The following is a 20,920-nucleotide window of genomic DNA, read 5'->3' as shown; positions in this document are numbered from 1 at the left end:
GTATTCAGCGCGTTGATTTGTGCCCATAAAAAAGGTGACCGAATGGTCACCCTTTATGCAGAAGTGCGTAGGAATCGTTACCTAACCCCTGTACTCCGTAGCGCCGCAGGCGTGTAGTCCGCTGCCTTGGCGTCGGTGAGGTTGAATTCGAAGCTGCGCTTCTCTTCGTTCTTCATCCCCAATGCGATGTAGCGACCGGCGATGATGTCGTACAGGGCTTCGACCGTATAGGCCGGAACCTGGTGATCGTAGTAGAACTGCGCATGCCCCTCGGCTACCCGCCAGAGCTGGCCACGACCGTCGTAGTGATCGGCCAGGGCGACCTGCCAACTGTCTTCGTCGATGTACATGTGACGCTTGGCATAGATGTGCCGCTCGTTCGGCTTGACCGTAGCGACGACTTCCCAGACCCGGTGCAACTCGTAGCGGGTCAGGTCCTGGTTGATATGCCCGGCCTTGATCACGTCGGTGTATTTGAGATTCGGCGAGTCGAGTTTGTAGCTGTTGTAGGGGATGTACATTTCTTTCTTGCCGACCAGCTTCCAGTCATAACGGTCTGGCGCGCCGGAAAACATGTCGAAGTTGTCGGTAGTCCGCAGGCCGTCGGACGAGCTGCCCACGCCGTCATAGGCCACTTGCGGAGCACGCCGTACACGACGTTGACCGGCATTGTAGATCCACGCCCTGCGCGGTTCCGTAACCTGATCGAGGGTCTCATGGACCAGCAACACGTTACCCGCCAACCGTGCAGGCGCGGTCACCTCCTGCTTGAAGTAGCTGAGGACATTGCCTTCGCTGCCAGGCTTCAGATCGCCGAGCAATGACGGCACGGCGACCTCGTCCTTGAACCGGATGATGGTGAAGTCACCGTTGGTCTGCGGCGTGGCCTGGGTGATGGTGCGGCGCAGGTTGCCGCCGTGGTAACGGGTGATGTGGTTCCAGATCACCTCGACACCGTTCTTCGGAATCGGGAAGGCGTAGTAGCGGTTGCCGGTGAAATTGGCCAGACCATTGCCGTCGTTGATCGGTGTCACGTTAAGGGCGCTGCGCTTGGCCGACTCGTAGATGTCAGCCGGCAACGCGACGGTACGGTGGGTTGGATACACCGGAATCCGGTAGGTCTCCGGGTAGCGTTTAAACATCGCCACCTGCCCGTCCGAGAGCTTGTCTTTGTATTTATCGACCGTGGCGGCGGTGATGGTGAACAGCGGTTTTTCGTTGGCGAACGGGTCGGCCAGGAAACCTTTGCTGTCGACCGCACCGGCGTTTTTCGGGATACCACCGGTCCATGCGGGAATCGAGCCGTCGGCGTTGCCAGCCTTCTCGGCCCCCACCGGTGTCAGTGTCGTACCCAGTTTGGCGGCCTCCTCGGGCGAGACCGCGGCGTTCACGTTGGCAGCCAGCAGGCTCAAGGCCAGGGCACCGCATTGCAGAATCATTTTGCGCATAGTGTTGTCCTTCTTAGCCATATCAGAAGTTCACGCCGAAGCTCAAGGCGACGAAGTCACGGTCAGTCAGGGTGTTGTAGCGACCACCGAAAAAGTCGGTGTAACTGAGGCTGGCGGTGTAGGTGTTGCGGTAATCGGCATCGACCCCGACGCTGATTGCCTTGGCGCCTTCGTTGAACAAGCCGTTGGGGCCATAGCCGCTGACGTCATGGGACCAGGACAGGTTGGGTTTGAAGTTGATCCCGCCAATCACGTTGCTGTAATCGAGGATCGCCCGGGCGCGATAACCCCAGGAGGTAGACGTGACGAAACCGTTGATATCGCCGCCAAACCCGTACTGGCCGTAGACCGAGTCGCGGCCATAACGCAGCTTGCTCCTAGGCTCCAGACCACCGACGTGCACCACCGCCGCCTCCCCGACCAGGGTCAGGCGATCCGCACCCAGCACTTGATCGAAGAAGTGCGTCAGGGTGCTTTGCATCTGGGTGATTTCTTTACGCCGGAAACCGGTATTGTCGGCCCCCGGTGATGTCTTGATCGGCGAGGCCGCGCCACCGGCAATCGGATTGAGCATGGCCAGGGTCAGGTCGGTGGAGTTGATCTGTACCGGAGCATTGGGTCGGTAGCTGACTTCCCCGGTCCAGGCAGTACCGGTAGGCAACGTGGTGGAGAAACTGGCGCCATACAGGCGAATGTCTTCCGGGTATTCGAGGAAGTACTGACCGCGACCGAGCATCACGCTTTGCGCCAGCCCCGAGCCGCTACCCGGTGCCAGTTGGTTGGCAATACTGACCATTCCCGGCAGGCTGGCCAGTGTCGACAGCCCGGCAGTCGTGGTGCCGACCGTCGGCGTGCGGCTGTGGTAATTCATGAAGTACAAGCCGTACTCGGTGTTGTCACCCAACCAGCGAAACGCGGTCCCCCACTGCCCGGAGTCGCGGGCATCGCGGTTGGCACCCCGAGGCACGATAACGCCCTCGGAACTGACATCGAAGCCCTGACCGAATGCCGCCGCCAGCGGTTGCAGCGGTCGAATTGCCGGGCTGCCGACGGTGTAGTTGGTGTTGCAGCCGTCCGCGACTACATCGTTACCGAAGAAGGTCCCACAGTTATCGACAACGGTCTGCTCCCACTCCAGTTGGTAAAAACCCTCCACCGTCAGTTTGTCGGTCAGGCCTTGAGAGGCGAACAACATGTTGACCGGAATCAGGCCTTCCTTGATCTCCGCGCCAGGGCGGCGGAAGGCGGATACGTCAATCGGATTGATGCTGTTGATCGAGTTGCCAATAAAGGTACTTTCACCCCAACTGACCACCTGCTTACCGGCCCGCACCGTGCCCGGCAGATCGGCGATGGAGTAGTTGTGATAAACGAAGGCATCGAGAAGTTGCGCACCGGATGATTTGGCGCCCTCTTTACGGTTGTGGTTACTGATCGGTTTGAACTCGCGGTCTTCGTCCTGCAGCTCGAAGTCATACCAGTACTTGCCCCGGACAAACACACCGGTGTCGCCGTACTTCAATTCAAGGTCGTGCAGGCCTTTGAAGATTTTCGAGAACGTCTCGCCCTTCTTGAAGTTCAAACGCCCGTCGTCACCGGTCGACGCCTGCCCTCTACCGCCATTGACAATGCCGACCAGGTCCTTGTCGGCATCGCGCAGCCCCCAGCTCGCCCCCACGGACAGCGACGAGTCGAACTGCCCCTCGATTTCCCCGATATTGAATGAAACAGCCTGCGCCTGGGCGCAGCAACCCAAGGCAACCGCAGCGGCCAGCGCCTGCGGCCTGAAGATGGCGCGCATTGTTGTTTTTGTCATGCGTCTTCCCCGGTGAGTAACAGAAGACCTCACCCTACTGCCGACAATCGGGGGCGATAAGCGCACCAAGGAGGTATTCGCGTTGTACCTCGAAAGGATGAATGCCCGCGCCTGCTGAAGCTTGCAGCGGAGCATGCATGGGCTGGATGGGGAGTTATCAGGGGAATGGATAGCGCGAGGCAGTCCACGCTTTCGTAGCAGCTGCCGAAGGCTGCGTCCGAGCGCGAAGCACTCGAAAAACCAGGCACTGCGGTTTTTCAGGTTAACCAAGTAGGCATGATTGGCGACTGCTTCGCAGCCGGACGCAGCCTTCGGCAGTTGCTACAGGGGCGCGCGCAGTCTGAACGGAGACTGTTACTCAAGCTGTAACAGTCAATGTCCTGAATCGCTATTTTTCACGGGGAGATAAGTGCTTATTCTTGCCGGGCTTTCACGGCAAACAGCCAGAAAGAGCAAACCTCGAAGTGTGACGACGCCACTTCTGGATCAACAGTCTTTAGTCCGATTGAAAAACCTTATTTCAATTCGTCATCCCTGAGTTTACTGACGTAGATTTATTGCTCCTGATCTAACGTCTTACTTTAGCCGCTGCTGATGCAGCGGCTTTTTTTTGCTTGCGAGATCCGTTAAAGCGAATACTTCTGCAAATTCGCCATCATTTCCTTCAACGCTTCAATGTTGTCCTTCGGATGGGCCGCACCTTCAAAGTCGCAGATCTGCTGCCAATGGGCCGCCACGTCTTCCGGGGAAAAGCCTTCACGGGGGTCGAACCCGGCGCCGAGGCTGCGCTCCCAGCGGACTTTGCCCATCCAGCCGCCGCCCACTTCAAACAAGCCGGAGGTTTCCTGACAGTTTTCGCTGGCGAGATACACCACCAGCGGGCTGACCAGTTCCGGTTTGAGTTGTTCGAAGACTTGCGGCGGGATCAGGCCTTCAGTCATGCGCGTGCCACCGGTTGGGGCAATGGCGTTGACCAGGATGTTGTTCTTGCGGCCTTCAATGGCCAGGGTGCGGGTCAGCCCATACAGGCCGAGTTTGGCCATGCCGTAGTTGGACTGGCCGAAGTTGCCGTAGATGCCGGAGGTCGAGGCCGTGAAGATGACCCGGCCATAGCGTTGCTCACGCATATGCGGCCAAGCGGCGCGGGTGACTTTATAGGCACCTTCGACATGCACGCGGTAAACCAGGTCCCAGTCGCTGTCGTCCATTTTGTGGAAGGTTTTGTCCCGCAGGATTCCGGCGTTGTTAACAACTACGTCAACGCGGCCGAATGCATCCAGAGCGTTCTGGACGATTTTGTCACCGTCGGTGACCGAGTCGTGGTTGGCCTGGGCGATACCGCCGGCTTCACGAATTTCGGCCACCACCCGGTCAGCCGCTGAAGCGTTGGCGCCTTCGCCCTGTGCCGAGCCGCCGAGATCGTTGACCAGCACTTTTGCGCCATGTTTGGCGAACAGCAGTGCGTGAGCCCGCCCGAGGCCACCGCCTGCACCGGTGACGATCACGACTTTATCTTCGAAGCGCACAGACTCATTCATACGGAACTCCAGCAGGCCAATGGACAATAGGTTGAGTGTCAGGCACAGGCTTGCTGGTCACAATAAACACGGCGCGGGCTGAATGGTGCGTAATAAGGCAGGGGGATGATGGCCGCCAATAGAGAAAAACGTCGAACGGTTACGCGAACCGTAGCAGCTGCCGAAGGCTGCATTCGAGCTGGGCCGCATCCGGACGTAGCGGTCGCAATCCAGCCGCCGCATTGCACCTGACCCACCGCGGTGGCAGGTTTCGCGTCTGCTGCGCAGACGAACGCAGGCTTCGCCAGCTGCTACGGACGGCGTCGTCGCCTTAACTAACTGACATCAAGGTTTGCCCACGAAAGCTATTTCAGGAACAGGCCATTTTCCGGGGCGAGGAAATAAGCTGATCACGAAAATCCAGATAATGTTTGAGCACCTGCACCGGTGCTTCGGTCTGCGGGTAATGACCGATGCCCGCCAGCAGTACGGTGTCCGGCTCGGGGATCAGTTGCCGATAGCGCTCGACCATGTGCGCACCGGAAATCGGATCTACCTCACCATCAATCACCCGCAGCGGCACGTCACCACGTTGCATGGCACTGACCCAACGCACGCGCTGCACCCGACGCTCCGGGATGTAGCCGATCAATTTGTGCAGAATTCGAGGCCCATGGTTGTTATCGATCAGGCTCCAGAAGTCATCCAGCGCACTTTCGCTGGGTCGGGTTTGAGGACCGAAAATCTGACTGAAGCTTTTAACCAGCGCGTCACGACTGAACGCCCGACCGATCATCCAGCCCAAGGGGCTGAGTAAGAGCTTTTGCATCAACACCGGACGATGGGTTTCCGGAAACAGGCCACCGTTGAGGAACACGCAACTGGCGATTTGGATACCGGCTTCGTAATGGCGGGCGAGCAGTTCCTGGGCAACGCTATCGCCATAATCGTGGGCCAGCACATGCACCAGCTGCTCGATTCCCAAATGCTCCAAAAACGCCTGTTGCAGGTCAGCCTGCTCCAGCAGACTGTATTCATGATCCAGCGGTTTGGCCGAGTCACCGAAGCCAAGCATGTCGCAGGCGACCACCCGGTAGCGCTGAGCGAGCGGCTGCCAGAGATAATGCCAATCCCAACTGGCGGTCGGGAAACCATGAATCAGCAACAGCGGTTCACCCTGCCCCGCCATCCAATAGCGAATAGTCTGGCCGCGAAACACAAAGTTCTGCCCATGCTTGCGCCAGACACAAAGAGGGATCTCGGCGAGTAACATTAGAGTTTGTACCCCGAGTCTTGTTTATCGAGTTTGCGTAGCAGCGCTGGCCAGGCCAGTGCGCCACCCATCCCTTGGGCGCTTTTTGTAACCCCGGCGATCATGGCCTTGGCCCCCGCCAGAATCTGCGGCTCGATGGTGATCAGTTCCGCTGCGCCGCTCTGCGCCAGCACCTGGATCTCACAGGCTCGCTGGAAGGTGAACATCATCAGGAAGGTATCGGCAATTGTGCCGCCACAGGTCAGCAGCCCGTGGTTGTGCAGCATCAGGAAATTGTTCTCACCGAGATCGGCTTGCAGTCGCGCTTTCTCTTCATGGTTCAGCGCAACACCTTCATAGCCGTGATAGGCAAGGCTTGCGAGCACGAACAGCGATTGCTGGCTGATCGGCAACACACCCTGCTTCTGCGCCGAAACCGCCACGCCAGCGGCGGTATGGGTATGCAGGACGCACACCACATCGTGACGCACTTCGTGTACAGCACTATGGATGGTGTAGCCGGCGGGATTGATCTCGTAAGGGCTGTCCATCAGCTTGTTGCCCGCCTGATCGACCTTCACCAGACTGGACGCGGTGATTTCGTGAAACATCAAACCAAAGGGATTGATCAGAAAATCTTCAGTGCCCGGCACCTTGGCTGATATGTGAGTGAAGATCAGATCGTCCCAACCCTGCATCGCCACCAGCCGATAGCAGGCTGCCAGATCCACCCGGGTCTGCCACTCAGCAGCACTGACCTGATCTTTCATGCTCGGTGTCGATTGTACGGCTGATGCACTCACGGCAATGACCTCGGCAAGTTTTGATTTTTATTATTTTGCTAACGTCCTACCAGTCTAGTCAGCCCCTCGCATTAGGGTAGTTGCATTGGCAGCCAGCTTACTGGCCGAGCGAGTCAGAGCTGAGTTTCGTACTCATCAGTCCAACTTAGTATCAAAGCGTAGACGCCAACAAAGGCGCCGCGAACAAATTCAACAGCCCGGTGAGCACCATAACCAACCCAGCCACCGAGCCTTCTTCGCCACCCACTTCATGGGCGCGACTGACCCCTGCGCCGTGAGCGCCGACGCCAAACAGCGCGCCACGCGCCAAGGCACTGCGCAGCGGCAGCCACTTGAGCAGAACACCACCGAGCATGGCACCGAAGACGCCGGTAAACATCACGAACACCGCCGTCAGGTCCGGCACGCCGCCCAGTTCATGGGCCAATGGCATGGCGAAGGGCGTGGTGATCGAGCGCGGCACCAGCGACATCGTCACCGAGCTGTCCAGCGCCAGCGCCTTCGCCAAGCCATAGGAACTGCCGATGGACGCGATGCTGCCGGCCAGCATGCCGAGCAGTAACGCCGACCAATGGCGAATCAACAACTGCCGCTGCTGCCAGATTGGCACAGCGAAAGCGACCGTTACCGGCCCCAGGACTAACATCAGCCAGTGAGTGTTACTGGAGTATTCGGCATAGGCCGTGTGCAACGGGACGGCAGTCGCCAGAAGCAGCGCGGGAACCAGAATCAGCGGCGACAGCAGGTAGCGACCCGTGCGCCGATAGAGCCAGCGACTGAACACATACGCCGACAGCGTAAAAGCCAGCCAGAACATCGGCATCAGCTCAAGCTTCATGGCGCACTCGCAAGCGGCAGACCAGCTCCACGGTGAACGCCGTAACCAGCATCACCATCAGCGTACTGACACCAATCACCAGCAGGATTCGCCAACCGTCCTGGCGCAACAGACCGCCGTAATCGAGCAGGCTCATCAACGCCGGAATAAAGAACAAGAGCATTTCTGCCATCAGCAGGCCAGCGCCCAATTGCAACGCTGCCGGTTTGACCCAGCCGAAGGCAAACGCCAGCAGCAGTAGTGCCAGCCCAATGACCCCGCCGGGAATTGGCCAGGACAACCAGAGCGCCAGTTGACAGCCCAGCAGATAAATAGCCAACAGAATGAGCAGTTCGGACAACAGTCGGCCCACATGTTTCAAGGCGGGGTGTTTCAAGGTGGGATGTTTCAAGATGGAACGTTTCATTTTCATTCGCTCCTCGCAGGCGTTCATTTTAGAGACGCACCTACTATCCCCGAAGCGAATTGTTATACTGGACACTATTCCAAACTGGAATCATGAACATGGAATTCAAACAACTGCGCAGCTTCGTCGAAGTGATTCACCAAGGTGGGTTCACCCAAGCGGCCAAGACCTTGCACATCAGTCAGTCGGCCGTCAGCAAACAAGTCGCACACCTGGAACAAAGCCTCGGCACGCCGTTGCTGGAGCGGCTGGGCTCGCAGATTCGCCTGACCGCTGCCGGCAACGTGGTCCTGCAGCGCGCAGAAGGCATGCTGCGTCTGCGTAACGAGTTGCTCAGCGAGCTGGATGATCTGAGCCAATTGGCTCGGGGGGAGTTGCGACTGGGACTGCCGCTGCTTGGCAGCGACGCGCTGTTCGCCGGCCTGTTTGCCGAATACCGACGGCGTTACCCGAATATCACCGTGCATCTACTTGAAGGCGGCAGCCTGAACATCGAGCAGGCAGTAATGAGCGGTGAACTGGAACTGGGCGGCAGTCTGCTGCCCAAGGATCCGCTATTTGCCTTTCAGCCATTCTGCGACGAACCGCTGGACGCGCTGTTACCGACTGATCATCCACTGGCCATGAAGGCAGAGATTGGTCTGGAAGAGTTGGCGGACACGCCGTTTCTGCTCTATCAACGCAGTTTTGTGCTCAACGACCGTTTGCTCCAGGCGTGCCAGCAAATGGGCTTCACGCCGAAGGAAGGCGGACGCAGCGGTCAGGCGGACTTTCTCGCGGCGCTGGTGGCTGCCGGTCAAGGTGTGGTGTTGCTGCCCAGGGTCGTTGCGCGCGGGTTGGTCAGGCCAGGCGTCGTGCGCCTGACGCTGAAGGCGCCCAGCTATCTACGCTGGGACATCGCCTTCATCTGGCGTCAGGGCGCCTATCTATCGAAAGCCGCACAGGCCTGGCTGGCGCTGCTGCGCGAGCGCCCGGTCAGCCGCGCAGAGTGCTAGCGAACTGCGCCAGCCACGGCTCGGCGTCGGTTTCCGGGGTCACGCTTTCGCTGGCGTCCAGACGCAGCATGTCCTGGACCTCACGCAGACCCAGTTCGGCGAACAGCTCACGCATCTGCTCACCGCCACCGCAGAAGGTATCGCCGTAGCTCGCATCGCCCAAACCGATCACCGCGCAAGGCAGGCCGCGCCAGGCTGCAGGCAACTGATCACGAATCATCGAATAGAGCGGTTGCAGGTTATCCGGCAACTCACCCATGCCGGTGGTCGAGGTCACGGCAAGAAACGCTTCGGGGCCGAAAGCCAGAACGTCGGCCAGGCTCGCACGCGGGTTGTGCCAGGCCTCGAAACCCTCTGCATTTAAAAGGGTTGCGGCATGCCGGGCGACTTCTTCGGCCGTGCCGTACACCGAGCCGGAAAGGATGGCGACTTTCATCAATCTGATCCTGAAGCTGAGTAAAAGACCGGGATATTAACAGCACAAGCAAAAAACCTGCGATTGCCTCTTAATGACCGCTGGTGCCAAGTGAACAGCTGGAAAAACAATTAGCCGAGATGCATGCGGAACTCCAGGCATTAAAAGCGACGAACGGTTCAAACGAATCGTCGAGTTAATTGTCATTAACTACAATCACCAATGACTTTGTAACTATTTTTTTTCGAGCAAATCATGCACCGGAACACCCTCCTCACTCAGGATGAGCTGGATTTCATCCAGACCATGCAGCACAACCCGCAACTCAATGTGCGTGATGCGACGTCGAGCCTGTTGGTAAACGGTGGCTCACAGATTCGCGATCTGCTCACCCGTCTGGCTGCCCATGAGCAAGTCACCATCCAGGCACAATTCGAAAACCAGCAAATGACGTTTCCGCTGCATCTGGTGGAAGACGAGTTTCACGCGTTGCATCTACGCCTCGGCGTACCCAGCATTTATGAAGACGGGCCTATGGTTCGGCCATGGCGCTTGATGCTGGAGGAGCCGGTTGCGCTGGAAAACGCCAAGGGCCAACCCGGCACGCTGTGGGTCCACGAAATATCGTTCAAAGGGGTTTTGCTGGAAATTCGCAACCGAACCAAACCACCGAAACATTTCGCCCTGTGGTTCAGCCCTTCCGGTTACGAGCGCATTGCTTTGCGCGGCACCTTCGAACGGGAAACCGAGCACGGCTACTACGCGTATCGTCTAAGCCAGAGCGACAAGGATGAAACCGAACGCCTGCGTCAGTTCATCCTTCAGCAGCATCGCCTGACCCATCCCGCAATGCACGCCTGACGGCTTTTAGGTATCCAGCGCACCTGCCAGGAATCGCTGCAGGCGCTGCTGCATCAATTGGCCCTCGCTGCCCAGGCACCCAATCGACGAACCCGCCAGACTCTCTTGCGCCAGATCTGCCGCATCACCAGCCAGCATTACCGGGCAATTGAGGGTCATGGCCAGACGATTCAAGCGTCTTGGCAGCTCTGGTGCGGGTGCCTGGTTGGAGAACAGCACCAGCGCCAGGGGTTTGATTTTTTCGCAGACCAGGGTCAACTCTTCGAACGGCTGCCCTATCGTCAGCACCCTGACCTCAACCTGTGCACTGCCCATCAGCAAGGCTGCCACCAGCAATTCCAGCTCGCGGCACTGGCCAGCAATAGCTGCCAGCACTATGCGTTGTGGCTGAGAGCCGCGTAGCAACAGCAGCCGTCGCACGACTGTGGCACGCAGAAAGCCATCCAGAAGCAGCCATTCGCTGGTTTGACCAAATATCTCCTGCTGTTGCAGCAGCTGTTTCCAAAGCGGCATCAGAATGTCCTGGAACACGACATTCAGTGCGTAACTTGAAAACATTTGGCCGTAGACCCGCTCCAGCTGCAGGACATCAAACTCGCTGATCGCAGTCTTGAGTTGCGGCTGCCATTGCGCATATTCGTTGTGGACGATTTGACCAGGGATGGCGTTCGACAGAGCCTGAACTGTACTGATTTTGGCCAGGATCTTGCCGACTTTACTGACCGCAACGCCGCGCTCGATCCAACTGAGAATGTGGCGCACCGTCTCGATATCGGTCATTGAATACAACCGATGCCCACTGTCGGTGCGTGCGGGAACAATCAAACCGTAGCGACGCTCCCAGGCACGCAGGGTCACCGGGTTGATGCCCGTCAGTCGCGCCACTTCCCGGATCGGGAACAATTCTTCTTGTTCAAACGGGCGGGTGGTCAGCGAGGCGTGGGTACGTTCAGTTGTGGCGGGCATCAAAGCATAAACTTCCGATGTTTAATTGGATCCAACTATACACATCATCAGTACCGCTCATCCAAGATGCTGATAGTCGACCAATGTCGCTGGTGTATTGGATGAAATCAGGAATAATCCTTGCTTGTCCTTAAACGCAGCCCATCACCCCGGAGCTGCGTGCAGTGCGCCCCTTATCCTGGGGCTGCGCGCCTGTAATATGGAGATACACAATGTCTACCTCACCCGTCACTCTGATGGTGGCGCGTCGCGTCGCCAACGGTCGTTACCAGGACTTGATCGCCTGGCTTCGCGAAGGCGAATTATTGGCCACCGACTTTCCGGGCTATCTCGGCTCTGGCGTGCTTGCTCCGCCGCCCGATGATGACGAATTCCAGATCATCTTCCGCTTTGCCAATGAACAGACCCTGCATGCCTGGGAACACTCTGCTTCACGCAGTGCCTGGCTGGCGCGGGGCAGCGACCTGTTCGCTCATCCTTCGGAACATCGGGTCAGCGGCATCGATGGCTGGTTTGGCGCCGCCGGCCACCGCCCTCCCCGGTGGAAACAAGCCGTGGCGATCTGGCTGGCGTTCTTTCCGGTCTCGCTGCTGTTCAACCTGCTGCTGGGGCCTTTGTTGGGCGAATTCAGCCTGTTAAGTCGGGTGTTTTTCAGCACCCTGGCCTTGACGCCATTGATGGTGTACTTCTTTATTCCACTGTCGACCCATCTGCTGTCCGGCTGGCTGAACAGCACGCCAGTACGATCACTGCCTGCTCCCACCAACTCATAGGCTCCATGGCTGTACACCCATGGTCGCTGGTATAGTTTTTCCCTTACCAGCGAGCCGAGCCGTCAATGAACCTTTCCCCTGCCCCGATCCTGATCACCGGCGCCGGCCAGCGCGTTGGCCTGCATTGCGCATTGCGGCTGCTGGAGGAAGGTCATCCGGTAATCATCAGCTACCGCACTGAGCAGCCCGGCGTGCAGGCCCTGCGCGAACGCGGCGCCATTGCGCTGTTTGCCGACTTCTCCAGCGAGGCCGGCATCCTGACGTTCATTGCCGAGCTGAAATCTCACACCAGTAGCTTGCGAGCAATTGTTCATAACGCTTCAGCCTGGCTGGCCGAAACACCTGGCAGCGAAACGGCCGCATTTACCCAGATGATCAACGTGCATATGCTTGCACCCTATCTGATCAACCTGCATTGTGCTGACTTGCTGGAACGTTCAAGCCCCTCGGACATTGTGCATATCAGTGACGATGTAACCCGCAAGGGCAGCAGCAAGCACATCGCCTACTGCGCCAGCAAAGCCGGGATGGAAAGCCTGACCTTGTCCTTCGCGGCGAAATACGCGCCGCGAATCAAGGTTAACGGCATTGCCCCGGCCCTGCTGTTGTTCAACCCCGAAGATGACGCGGCGTACCGCGCCAAGGCCCTGGCCAAGTCCGCACTGGGTATCGAACCCGGCAGCGAAGTGATGTACCAGAGTCTGCGTTATCTGCTGGACAACCCTTATGTCACCGGCACGACCCTGACCGTCAACGGCGGACGGCACGTCAAATAAGCCGCCCCGCGAGGATGTTGTATGACGCTATCCCTGCCCCAAAATTACCGGGAAATCCTGATAGGCCTGGGTGAAAACCCGGATCGCGAGGGTTTGATCGAGACACCCGCCCGCGCAGCCAAGGCCATGCAGTACCTCTGTCATGGCTATGCGCAAAGCGTCGAGGAGATCGTCAACGGTGCACTGTTCGACTCTGATAACGACGAGATGGTGATCGTCGACGACATCGAACTCTACTCACTCTGCGAACACCATCTCCTGCCCTTCATCGGCAAAGCTCATGTGGCTTATATTCCAACAGGCAAGGTTCTGGGACTGTCGAAGATCGCGCGGATTGTCGACATGTTCGCCCGCCGCCTGCAGATCCAGGAGAATCTCACCCGGGAAATTGCCGAGGCGGTTCAGCAAGTGACCCAGGCCGCCGGTGTTGCGGTGGTGATCGAGGCCAAGCATATGTGCATGATGATGCGCGGCGTCGAGAAGCAGAATTCAACCATGAACACCTCGGTTATGCTCGGCGCCTTCCGCGAGTCGAGCACCACCCGCCAGGAGTTCTTGCAATTGATTGGACGGAGCAAGTAGCAATGCCACAACTTCAGCCAGGAATGGCACGCATCCGGGTCAAGGACCTGTGCTTGCGTACCTTCATCGGAATCAACGAGGACGAAATCCTCAACAAGCAGGATGTGCGAATCAATCTGACCATCCTCTATGCCGCGCAAGACGCCGTACGCGACAACGATATCGACCACGCACTGAATTATCGCACCATCACCAAAGCGATCATTGCCCACGTCGAAGGCAATCGTTTTGCCTTGCTCGAACGCCTGACCCAGGAATTGCTCGATCTGGTGATGACCAACGAATCGGTGCTGTACGCCGAAGTCGAAGTCGACAAACCCCATGCCCTGCGTTTCGCCGAGTCGGTGTCGATCACCCTTGCCGCGAGTCGGGCTACTTTGTAGCAGCTGCAAGCTTCAAGCGGTAAGCTTCAAGTCACCGCAATCCATCTTGCAGCTTGAAGCTTGTCGCTTGAAGCTGTCTCAGAGAGACCCTATGACCGAGCAACAACGCCTGGAACTCGAAGCCGCCGCCTTCCGCCGCCTGGTCGCGCACCTGGACAGCCGCAAGGATGTGCAAAACATCGACCTGATGAACCTCGCCGGCTTCTGCCGTAACTGCCTGTCCAAGTGGTACAAGGCCGAGGCCGATGATCGCCAGATCGAAGTCAGCCTCGACGATGCCCGCGAAGTGGTTTACGGCATGCCGTACGCCGAGTGGAAAGCCCAATACCAGCAAAAAGCCAATGCCGAACAACAAGCGGCGTTTGCCAAAGGAAAAACCCATGACTGATCTGAACACCCTGCGCGCCAGCCTTAAAAGCGGCGAACACGCCTTCGCCGAGACCCTGGCGTTTATCGCTGCTGGCTACGATTACCAGCCACAGGCCTTCAACAACGGCGGCGTAGACAATGCTGCGGGGCAGAACGAAGGTTCGTGCAAGACCCTGGGCCTTGCGCTGCTGGAAGGCTTGAGCGACGAGGAAGCCTTGCTGGCGTTCGGCGAGCATTACCGCTCGGTGGTTGCCACACCAGAAGGCAGCGATCACGGCAATATCCGCGCGTTGATTGCTCATGGTTTGGCGGGTGTGAAGTTCGAAGCACAGCCATTGCAGCGCCGTTGATCCCCTGTGGGAGCGGGCTTGCCCGCGAATGCTGACTGACATTCAACATTGATGTTTGCTGATCCACCGCTTTCGCGAGCAATCGAGCGTCGACCGGCTGCTCCCACATTTGAGCTTCATCGCCCGTGATATCGCGCGCATAAAAAAACCGGCTTTCGCCGGTTTTTTATTCCATCAGACTCAGAACTTAGCGTTCTGCAGATCGTCCAGATAACGCTCTGCGTCCAGTGCAGCCATGCAGCCAGCACCCGCCGAGGTGATCGCCTGACGGTAAACGTGGTCAGCCACGTCACCCGCCGCAAAGATACCCTCGAGGCTGGTCGCGGTGGCGTTGCCTTCACTGCCGCTTTGAACTACCAGATAGCCGTCTTTCAATGTCAGCTGGCCTTCGAACAACGAGGTGTTCGGCGTGTGGCCGATGGCGATGAACACGCCGTCGACTTTCAGCTCGTCGAAGCTGCCATCGTTGTTCTTCAGGCGTGCACCGGTCACACCCATATTGTCGCCCAGCACTTCGTCGAGGGTCGAGTTCAGCTTGAGGACGATCTTGCCCTCGGCAACCCGAGCGTGCAGCTTGTCGATCAGGATCTTCTCGGCGCGGAAGGTTTCGCGACGGTGGATCAGCGTGACTTTGCTGGCAATGTTGGCCAGGTACAGTGCTTCCTCAACAGCGGTGTTGCCGCCACCGACTACTGCAACTTCACGGTTGCGGTAGAAGAAACCATCGCAGGTAGCGCAGGCCGAAACGCCTTTACCCATGAAGGCTTCTTCCGAAGGCAGACCCAGGTAACGGGCACTGGCGCCGGTGGCGATGATCAGCGCGTCGCAGGTGTAAGTGCCGCTATCACCGGTCAGGGTGTAAGGCTTGGCCGCAAAGTCGACGGCGTTGATGTGGTCGAACACGATTTCGGTTTCAAAGCGCTCGGCATGAGCTTTCATGCGGTCCATCAGCGCCGGGCCGGTCAGGTCATGGACATCGCCCGGCCAGTTGTCGACTTCGGTGGTGGTGGTCAGCTGGCCGCCGGCCTGCATGCCGGTGATCAGCAGCGGCTTGAGGTTGGCGCGAGCGGCATAGACCGCAGCGCTGTAACCGGCAGGGCCGGAACCGAGAATAATCACTCGCGAATGACGTACATCAGACATGACTCACTCCTATTGACCGGCCCTGGGCATCTGGCGCGGAATGCCGGAATACCGGCTGGAATAAAAAAGGACTGCCAAATCACTTGGGGAAGCGAGACAGCCCTGAAAATATGGGTGCAGCGTATCGAGGAGGCGAAGATTAAGGAAATACGGATTAACAATCCAGCTCATAGGCGGTCTCTATCCCTGTGAGGCTGATTTAAGGACGCCTTTGTTACAGTTAATGTCGACGTCATTACTGCGCTTTCGCCTGTAGGGCAAAGCCGTTAAGGTCGGCGAGTTTTCTCATCGCAAGGAACACGTTATGCCCGCCCCCGTTCTGTCTGGCCCGCAATACCTGCGCGAAGGCCTGAAGCTGGTGCTCAGCCCAGGCCTGCGTTTGTTCGTCCTGTTGCCGCTGGCGATCAACCTGGTGCTGTTCGTCGGATTGATCTACCTGGCCGGCCATCAGTTCAGCCAATGGGTTGATACCTTGATGCCATCACTGCCGGATTGGCTGAGTTTTCTCAGCTACATACTCTGGCCGCTGTTCGTCGTATTGGTGGTGCTGATGGTGTTTTTCACCTTCACCATGCTGGCCAACGTCATTGCCGCGCCATTCAACGGTTTTCTCGCGGAGAAAGTCGAAGTGGTGGTGCGCGGCACCGACGACTTCCCGACGTTCAGTTGGGGCGAGTTGATCGCCATGGTCCCGCGCACCTTCGGCCGAGAAATGCGCAAACTCGGTTATTTCCTGCCGCGGGCCATTGGCCTGTTCATCCTCTCGTTCATCCCCATGGTCAACCTGATCGCCGCGCCGCTGTGGCTGCTGTTCGGGGTGTGGATGATGGCGATCCAATACATCGACTACCCGGCGGATAACCACAAACTGGGCTGGAACGAAATGCTCGCCTGGCTGCGCGCAAAGCGCTGGCAGAGCCTGAGCTTTGGCGGGAGTGTTTATCTGGTGCTGCTGATTCCGGTGGTCAACATCCTGATGATGCCGGCGGCGGTGGCCGGTGCGACGCTGTTCTGGGTGCGTGAGCGCGGGGCGGAAAACCTGGTGGCCAAGCAAGGTTCACCCACTGTCACAAATCCATCATCGCGATGACACAATGACGACATGGCCTCAGCCGACACTGAGGTCATGACGACAGCTCTGCGTATTACCCTGATTACCGAAACCTTCCCTCCGGAAATCAACGGCGTGGCCAATACCCTTGGCCGCTTTTACGATGGATTGCGCGCGCGTGGGCATCAGGTCGAACTGATCCGACCGCGTCAGGGCAGCGACCAAAGCCGACCGAATGACGAGCACCTGCTGCTCTGTCGAGGTTGGCCGCTACCCGGCTACCCCGGCCTGCAATGGGGGCATTCCTCGATGCACAAATTGCTGCGCCGCTGGAAGCGCCAGCGTCCCGATGTGCTGTACATCGCCACCGAAGGTCCACTGGGCTTGTCTGCACTGCGGGCCGCTCGACGCTTGGGCATCTCGGTAGTCAGTGGCTTTCATACCAATTTCCAGCAGTACTCCAACCAGTACGGCCTGAGCCTGTTGACCCGGTTGCTGACCCATTATCTGCGCTGGTTTCATAACCGTTCAAAATTGACTCTGGTGCCCAGCGCCAGCCAGCGCATGGAGCTGGAACGTCGGCACTTCGAACGCCTGGCGTTGCTTTCTCGTGGCGTGGACAGCCAGCTGTTTCACCCGGCCAAGCGCCTGAACGCATTGAGAGAAACCTGGGGCCTGGATGAGGATGATATTGCCGTCATCCACGTAGGACGCCTCGCGTCGGAGAAAAACCTCGGATTGCTCAAGCGTACCTTTACGACCTTGCAGACAACTTATCCACAGCGACGGATGAAATTGATCGTGGTCGGTGATGGGCCGCAACGCGCAGCACTGGAGAAGGAATTGCCGGAAGGGATTTTCTGCGGCTCACTGCGCGGGGAAGCGTTGGCCAGCCACTATGCGTCGGGGGATCTGTTTCTGTTTCCGAGCTTGACCGAGACTTTCGGCAACGTGGTACTCGAAGCCCTGGCGTCCGGATTGGGCGTGGTGGCTTACGATCAAGCGGCGGCGGCCCAGCACATTCGCCATGGTTACAACGGCGTATTGGCCATGCCCGGCGACGAAGACGCGTTCTGCGATGCCGCGTGTTGGTTGCTGGAGGAGCGGGAAAGCCTGCGTCGGGTACGACTCAATGCCCGCCAGCATGCCAGCCGACAAGGCTGGGCAGCGGTCATTGAGCAGTTTGAAGGTCAATTGCGTGGGGCTTGTGTTGGGGAGCAGGTAGCGCCGAATGCACCGACCTTGTCCTGAATCTTCGGTGTTTTTTAGCCAGCCATCGCGAGCAGGCTCGCTCCCACATTCAACCGTATTTCTCTGAAAGAACCCGGTCACCTGTGGGAGCGAGCCTGCTCGCGATGGCGTCAGTGCAGTAACCGCTTAAACCAGACTCATCAACGCATCACGGCTGAACGGCAGGATGTCCTGTTCGCGGCCTTCGCGGACCTTCAACGCCCAGTCCGGGTCGACCAACAGCGCTCGGCCGACGGCCACCAGATCGAACTCATCGTTGTTCAGACGCTCCAGCAGTTTTTCCAGGCTGGCCGGTTGCGCGACTTTGTCGGTGTTGACCATGAACTGCAGGAATTCGCCATCCAGGCCAACGCTGCCTACCGTGATGGTCGGTTTGCCCGTGAGCTTGCGGGTCCAGCCGGCCAGGTTCAGCTCGGAACCGTCGAACTCAGGCTCCCAGAAACGTCGCGTCGAGCAATGGAAGATATCCACACCGGCGTCGGACAGCGGCTGGAGGAACTCACCCAAGGCTTGCGAGGTGTGTACCAGGCGCGCGGTGTAATCCTGCTGCTTCCACTGGGAAAAGCGAAAAATGATCGGGAAACCCGGGCCGACCGTAGCGCGCACGGACTGGATCAGCTCGATGGCGAAACGTGAACGATTGGCCAGGCTGCCACCGTACTCGTCAGTGCGCTGGTTGCTGCCTTCCCAAAAGAACTGGTCCACCAGATAACCGTGGGCACCGTGAATCTCTACACCGTCCATACCGATGCTCTGAGCGTCTTTGGCGGCCTGGGCGAAGGCGGCAATGACCTCCTGGATATCTTGCTGGGTCATGCCGTGAACGACGACCTGACCGTCCTTGAGTTTTTCCGATGGGCCATAGCCCGGCACACTGGCGTCCGGCTCGGTGCCGATCCGCCGAACGCTACCGACATGCCACAGCTGCGGAACGATCTTGCCGCCTTCAGCGTGCACCGCATCGACGACTTTCTTCCAGCCGGCCAGCGCCGCTTCGCCATAGAAATGCGGAACGTTGGGGTAACCGTTGGAAGCCTTGTGAGCGACGGTGGTGCCCTCAGTGATGATCAGGCCTACGCCAGCAGCGGCACGACGACGGTAGTACTCGATCACTTTCGAATTCGGCACGCCACCCGGAGAAAACGAACGGGTCATCGGCGCCATCACTACACGGGTCGGCAGCTCCAGGGTCCCGAGCTGAAACGGTTTAAACAAGGCTTGAACAGGCATGCGGCACTCCACAGGGAAAGGGGCTCGAAGGGATGACAACTTTGGTGCACAGGCGACGTGCGAACCAACGCTTTATGACAGGCATAATATTGAGACTGCGGTGGATTGAATAGCACTATTGATTGCGGTGATTAAGGCTTAAAAGTCAGGGAGGTGAGAGGTGTATGCGCCAGGAGAAAGTCAAAAGATCGCAGCCTGCGGCGGTGTCCACAGGCACGTAGGAGCTGCCGAAGGTTCGGGCCGCGTTCGGACGATCTTTTGATCTTGATCTGAGTTTCAGCTCAGGGCTTTCTCGATTGCCTGTACAACTGCCGGATCATCGGGCGTGGTACGTGGCGAGAAGCGCGCCAGAACACGTCCGTCTTTACCCAGCAGGAATTTCTCGAAATTCCAGGTGATGTCACCCGGGAACTCCGCACCCTCGCCCGCCAGCAGGCGATACAACTGATGGCGATCATGACCGTTCACTTCCAGCTTGCTGGACAATGGAAACGTCACGCCATAGTTGAGGCTGCAGAACTCCTGGATCTCCTGCTCAGTACCAGGTTCCTGCCCGGCAAATTGATTGCACGGCAAACCCAGCACACTGAAGCCTTGATCCTTGTAGCGCTGATAAAGCGCTTCAAGTTCTTTATATTGCGGCGTCAAACCACATTTTGAGGCGACATTGACCACCAGCACGACATGCCCTTTGAAGGGCGCGAGAGGTAGGTCCTGGCCATCCAGAGCTTTCAATTTCAGGTCGTGAAAAGCACTCATGACGAACTCCAAATTTCCCGTGTTGTTCTCGAAACAGGCACTCGACAGCAAAACCGCTCTGCAGTCAGAAACAGCCGCGGACTAAAAAGGCGCCCTTGGGCGCCTTTCCAGCTATCTGAGCTTAGCGCAGAAAATCAGTGGTGATGGCCACCTTCGCCATGGACGTGGCCATGAGCGATTTCTTCCTGACTGGCGTCGCGGATATCAACGATTTTGACCTGGAAGGTCAAACGCTGGCCAGCCAACGGGTGGTTGCCGTCGACGGTAACGTCGTCGCCGTCCAGATCACGGATGGTGACGATCTGCATTTGGCCGTCCGGAGCGGATGCGTGGAACTGCATGCCCACTTCCAGTTCGTCGACGCCTTCGAACATGCTGCGGCTCAGGGTGCTGACCAGTTCTGCAGCGTATTCGCCGTAGGCATCTTCAGGTTCTACGGAAACAGTCAGTTCGTCACCGACTGTTTTGCCTTCCAGAGCCTTTTCCAGGCCCGGGATAATGTTACCTGCGCCTTGCAGGTAGACCAGCGGCGCGCCGCCGGCAGAGCTGTCGATGACCTCACCAGCGTCGTTGGTCAGGGTATAGTCGATGGAGACAGCCTTATTGGCGGCGATCAGCATGGGGGCGAGACCTTTTGCAAAAGAATGATGAATGGTCAAGTTTAGCGAAGCAAACGCCCGAAAGCGAACAGAACCCGGACGGACGGGTCGCTTCGAAAGGCTCGACGATCACCGGCTTTCGTCAAGATGAAGACGGACACTGGATTGCCGAGCTTTCCTGCGGCCATACCCAGCACCTGCGCCACCAGCCACCGTGGCAATCCCGGGCCTGGGTGACAGATCCTGCGCAACGTCAGAAAAAAATAGGCCAGCCCTTTGACTGCGGTTGGTGTGCTCAAGGCTCGGTTAGCGATAACCTTAGGGATTGATATCCGGT

General features: G+C 58.2%; 23 protein-coding genes and 1 pseudogene. 11 read left to right on the top strand and 13 right to left on the bottom strand.

All coding sequences use genetic code 11. The features are described 5' to 3' along the window. Window positions 1-77: 77 nt before the first annotated feature. From ACN1C3_RS23575 to ACN1C3_RS23545, 7 genes are all read right to left on the bottom strand, one after another. Window positions 78-1,448 (bottom strand): DUF1329 domain-containing protein, encoded by a 1,371-nt coding sequence (locus ACN1C3_RS23575; RefSeq protein ID WP_419118151.1) that lies wholly within the window; start codon window positions 1,446-1,448, stop codon window positions 78-80. A gap of 22 nt (window positions 1,449-1,470) precedes the next feature. Continuing rightward, window positions 1,471-3,264, bottom strand: a complete 1,794-nt coding sequence (locus ACN1C3_RS23570) for a DUF1302 domain-containing protein (RefSeq protein ID WP_419118150.1) — start codon at window positions 3,262-3,264, stop codon at window positions 1,471-1,473. Between the two features lie 626 nt (window positions 3,265-3,890). Next, complete coding sequence (locus tag ACN1C3_RS23565) at window positions 3,891-4,802, bottom strand: SDR family oxidoreductase (protein ID WP_419118149.1); 912 nt, start codon at window positions 4,800-4,802, stop codon at window positions 3,891-3,893. A gap of 349 nt (window positions 4,803-5,151) precedes the next feature. Then, window positions 5,152-6,054, bottom strand: coding sequence for an alpha/beta fold hydrolase (locus tag ACN1C3_RS23560; RefSeq protein ID WP_419118148.1), 903 nt, complete (start codon window positions 6,052-6,054; stop codon window positions 5,152-5,154). Beyond that, a complete protein-coding gene (locus tag ACN1C3_RS23555; RefSeq protein ID WP_419118147.1) occupies window positions 6,054-6,803 on the bottom strand; it encodes a class II aldolase/adducin family protein in 750 nt (249 codons plus the stop codon). The genes ACN1C3_RS23560 and ACN1C3_RS23555 overlap by 1 nt, the downstream gene beginning before the upstream one ends. 184 nt (window positions 6,804-6,987) lie before the next feature. Beyond that, the gene (locus ACN1C3_RS23550; protein WP_419118146.1) at window positions 6,988-7,674 is read right to left on the bottom strand and encodes an LrgB family protein; all 687 of its coding nucleotides are present in this window, start codon (window positions 7,672-7,674) and stop codon (window positions 6,988-6,990) included. Further along, on the bottom strand, window positions 7,664-8,080 hold the full coding sequence (locus tag ACN1C3_RS23545) for a CidA/LrgA family protein (protein WP_419118145.1): 417 nt from the start codon (window positions 8,078-8,080) through the stop codon (window positions 7,664-7,666). The genes ACN1C3_RS23550 and ACN1C3_RS23545 overlap by 11 nt, the downstream gene beginning before the upstream one ends. A 98-nt stretch (window positions 8,081-8,178) precedes the next feature. On the opposite strand from ACN1C3_RS23545, the gene ACN1C3_RS23540 reads away from it, so the two are divergent. Further along, on the top strand, window positions 8,179-9,075 hold the full coding sequence (locus ACN1C3_RS23540) for a LysR family transcriptional regulator (protein ID WP_419118144.1): 897 nt from the start codon (window positions 8,179-8,181) through the stop codon (window positions 9,073-9,075). Here the strand turns inward: ACN1C3_RS23540 and ACN1C3_RS23535 are convergent. Further along, window positions 9,056-9,511: a flavodoxin gene (locus tag ACN1C3_RS23535; RefSeq protein WP_419118143.1), complete on the bottom strand. Its 456-nt coding sequence runs from the start codon at window positions 9,509-9,511 to the stop codon at window positions 9,056-9,058. The genes ACN1C3_RS23540 and ACN1C3_RS23535 overlap by 20 nt on opposite strands. A gap of 234 nt (window positions 9,512-9,745) precedes the next feature. On the opposite strand from ACN1C3_RS23535, the gene ACN1C3_RS23530 reads away from it, so the two are divergent. Continuing rightward, window positions 9,746-10,351 carry a hypothetical protein gene (locus ACN1C3_RS23530; RefSeq protein WP_419118142.1) on the top strand — a complete coding sequence of 202 codons (606 nt, stop codon included), beginning with the start codon at window positions 9,746-9,748 and terminating at the stop codon, window positions 10,349-10,351. A 6-nt stretch (window positions 10,352-10,357) separates the two neighbouring features. Here the strand turns inward: ACN1C3_RS23530 and ACN1C3_RS23525 are convergent, their stop codons facing one another. Further along, complete coding sequence (locus ACN1C3_RS23525) at window positions 10,358-11,317, bottom strand: MerR family transcriptional regulator (RefSeq protein WP_419118141.1); 960 nt, start codon at window positions 11,315-11,317, stop codon at window positions 10,358-10,360. A gap of 212 nt (window positions 11,318-11,529) precedes the next feature. Between ACN1C3_RS23525 and ACN1C3_RS23520 the strand changes: the two genes are divergently transcribed. The 6 genes from ACN1C3_RS23520 to ACN1C3_RS23495 all read left to right on the top strand — a co-directional run bounded on the left by ACN1C3_RS23520 (window position 11,530) and on the right by ACN1C3_RS23495 (window position 14,550). Continuing rightward, window positions 11,530-12,090: an antibiotic biosynthesis monooxygenase gene (locus tag ACN1C3_RS23520; RefSeq protein WP_419118140.1), complete on the top strand. Its 561-nt coding sequence runs from the start codon at window positions 11,530-11,532 to the stop codon at window positions 12,088-12,090. A gap of 65 nt (window positions 12,091-12,155) precedes the next feature. After that, window positions 12,156-12,866 carry a dihydromonapterin reductase gene (folM, locus tag ACN1C3_RS23515; protein WP_419118139.1) on the top strand — a complete coding sequence of 237 codons (711 nt, stop codon included), beginning with the start codon at window positions 12,156-12,158 and terminating at the stop codon, window positions 12,864-12,866. A 21-nt stretch (window positions 12,867-12,887) separates the two neighbouring features. Further along, window positions 12,888-13,448, top strand: a complete 561-nt coding sequence (gene folE, locus ACN1C3_RS23510; RefSeq protein ID WP_419118138.1) for a GTP cyclohydrolase I FolE — start codon at window positions 12,888-12,890, stop codon at window positions 13,446-13,448. Window positions 13,449-13,450: 2 nt separating this feature from the next. Then, window positions 13,451-13,831 carry a dihydroneopterin triphosphate 2'-epimerase gene (gene folX / locus ACN1C3_RS23505; RefSeq protein ID WP_419118137.1) on the top strand — a complete coding sequence of 127 codons (381 nt, stop codon included), beginning with the start codon at window positions 13,451-13,453 and terminating at the stop codon, window positions 13,829-13,831. Window positions 13,832-13,922: 91 nt separating this feature from the next. Next, entirely contained in the window at window positions 13,923-14,219 is a 297-nt protein-coding gene (locus ACN1C3_RS23500) for a DUF1244 domain-containing protein (protein ID WP_419118136.1), read from the top strand. Further along, on the top strand, window positions 14,212-14,550 hold the full coding sequence (locus ACN1C3_RS23495) for a HopJ type III effector protein (protein WP_419118135.1): 339 nt from the start codon (window positions 14,212-14,214) through the stop codon (window positions 14,548-14,550). The genes ACN1C3_RS23500 and ACN1C3_RS23495 overlap by 8 nt, the downstream gene beginning before the upstream one ends. Window positions 14,551-14,730: 180 nt before the next feature. Here the strand turns inward: ACN1C3_RS23495 and trxB are convergent, their stop codons facing one another. Then, on the bottom strand, window positions 14,731-15,693 hold the full coding sequence (trxB, locus tag ACN1C3_RS23490; RefSeq protein ID WP_419118134.1) for a thioredoxin-disulfide reductase: 963 nt from the start codon (window positions 15,691-15,693) through the stop codon (window positions 14,731-14,733). Window positions 15,694-15,997: 304 nt separating this feature from the next. Between trxB and cysZ the strand changes: the two genes are divergently transcribed. Both cysZ and ACN1C3_RS23480 read left to right on the top strand, forming a co-directional pair. Beyond that, a complete protein-coding gene (gene cysZ, locus ACN1C3_RS23485; protein WP_419118133.1) occupies window positions 15,998-16,783 on the top strand; it encodes a sulfate transporter CysZ in 786 nt (261 codons plus the stop codon). A gap of 12 nt (window positions 16,784-16,795) precedes the next feature. Then, entirely contained in the window at window positions 16,796-17,995 is a 1,200-nt protein-coding gene (locus ACN1C3_RS23480) for a glycosyltransferase family 4 protein (protein WP_419118132.1), read from the top strand. Between the two features lie 126 nt (window positions 17,996-18,121). On the opposite strand, the gene ACN1C3_RS23475 is transcribed toward ACN1C3_RS23480, so the two are convergent. The 3 genes from ACN1C3_RS23475 to ACN1C3_RS23465 form a co-directional block, all read right to left on the bottom strand. Further along, window positions 18,122-19,225 carry an NADH:flavin oxidoreductase gene (locus ACN1C3_RS23475; RefSeq protein WP_419118131.1) on the bottom strand — a complete coding sequence of 368 codons (1,104 nt, stop codon included), beginning with the start codon at window positions 19,223-19,225 and terminating at the stop codon, window positions 18,122-18,124. Window positions 19,226-19,501: 276 nt separating this feature from the next. Next, window positions 19,502-19,984, bottom strand: coding sequence for a glutathione peroxidase (locus ACN1C3_RS23470; RefSeq protein ID WP_419118130.1), 483 nt, complete (start codon window positions 19,982-19,984; stop codon window positions 19,502-19,504). A gap of 134 nt (window positions 19,985-20,118) precedes the next feature. Beyond that, on the bottom strand, window positions 20,119-20,604 hold the full coding sequence (locus ACN1C3_RS23465) for an FKBP-type peptidyl-prolyl cis-trans isomerase (protein ID WP_419118129.1): 486 nt from the start codon (window positions 20,602-20,604) through the stop codon (window positions 20,119-20,121). Between ACN1C3_RS23465 and ACN1C3_RS23460 the strand changes: the two are divergent. After that, a pseudogene (locus ACN1C3_RS23460) lies at window positions 20,573-20,912 on the top strand (DUF3565 domain-containing protein). The gene ACN1C3_RS23465 and the pseudogene ACN1C3_RS23460 overlap by 32 nt on opposite strands. Window positions 20,913-20,920 lie beyond the last annotated feature (8 nt).

Origin of the sequence: Pseudomonas sp. H11T01, from assembly GCF_048515765.1 — a bacterium.
Classification (GTDB): domain Bacteria; phylum Pseudomonadota; class Gammaproteobacteria; order Pseudomonadales; family Pseudomonadaceae; genus Aquipseudomonas.
This window is presented reverse-complemented; position numbering and strand designations above follow the sequence as displayed.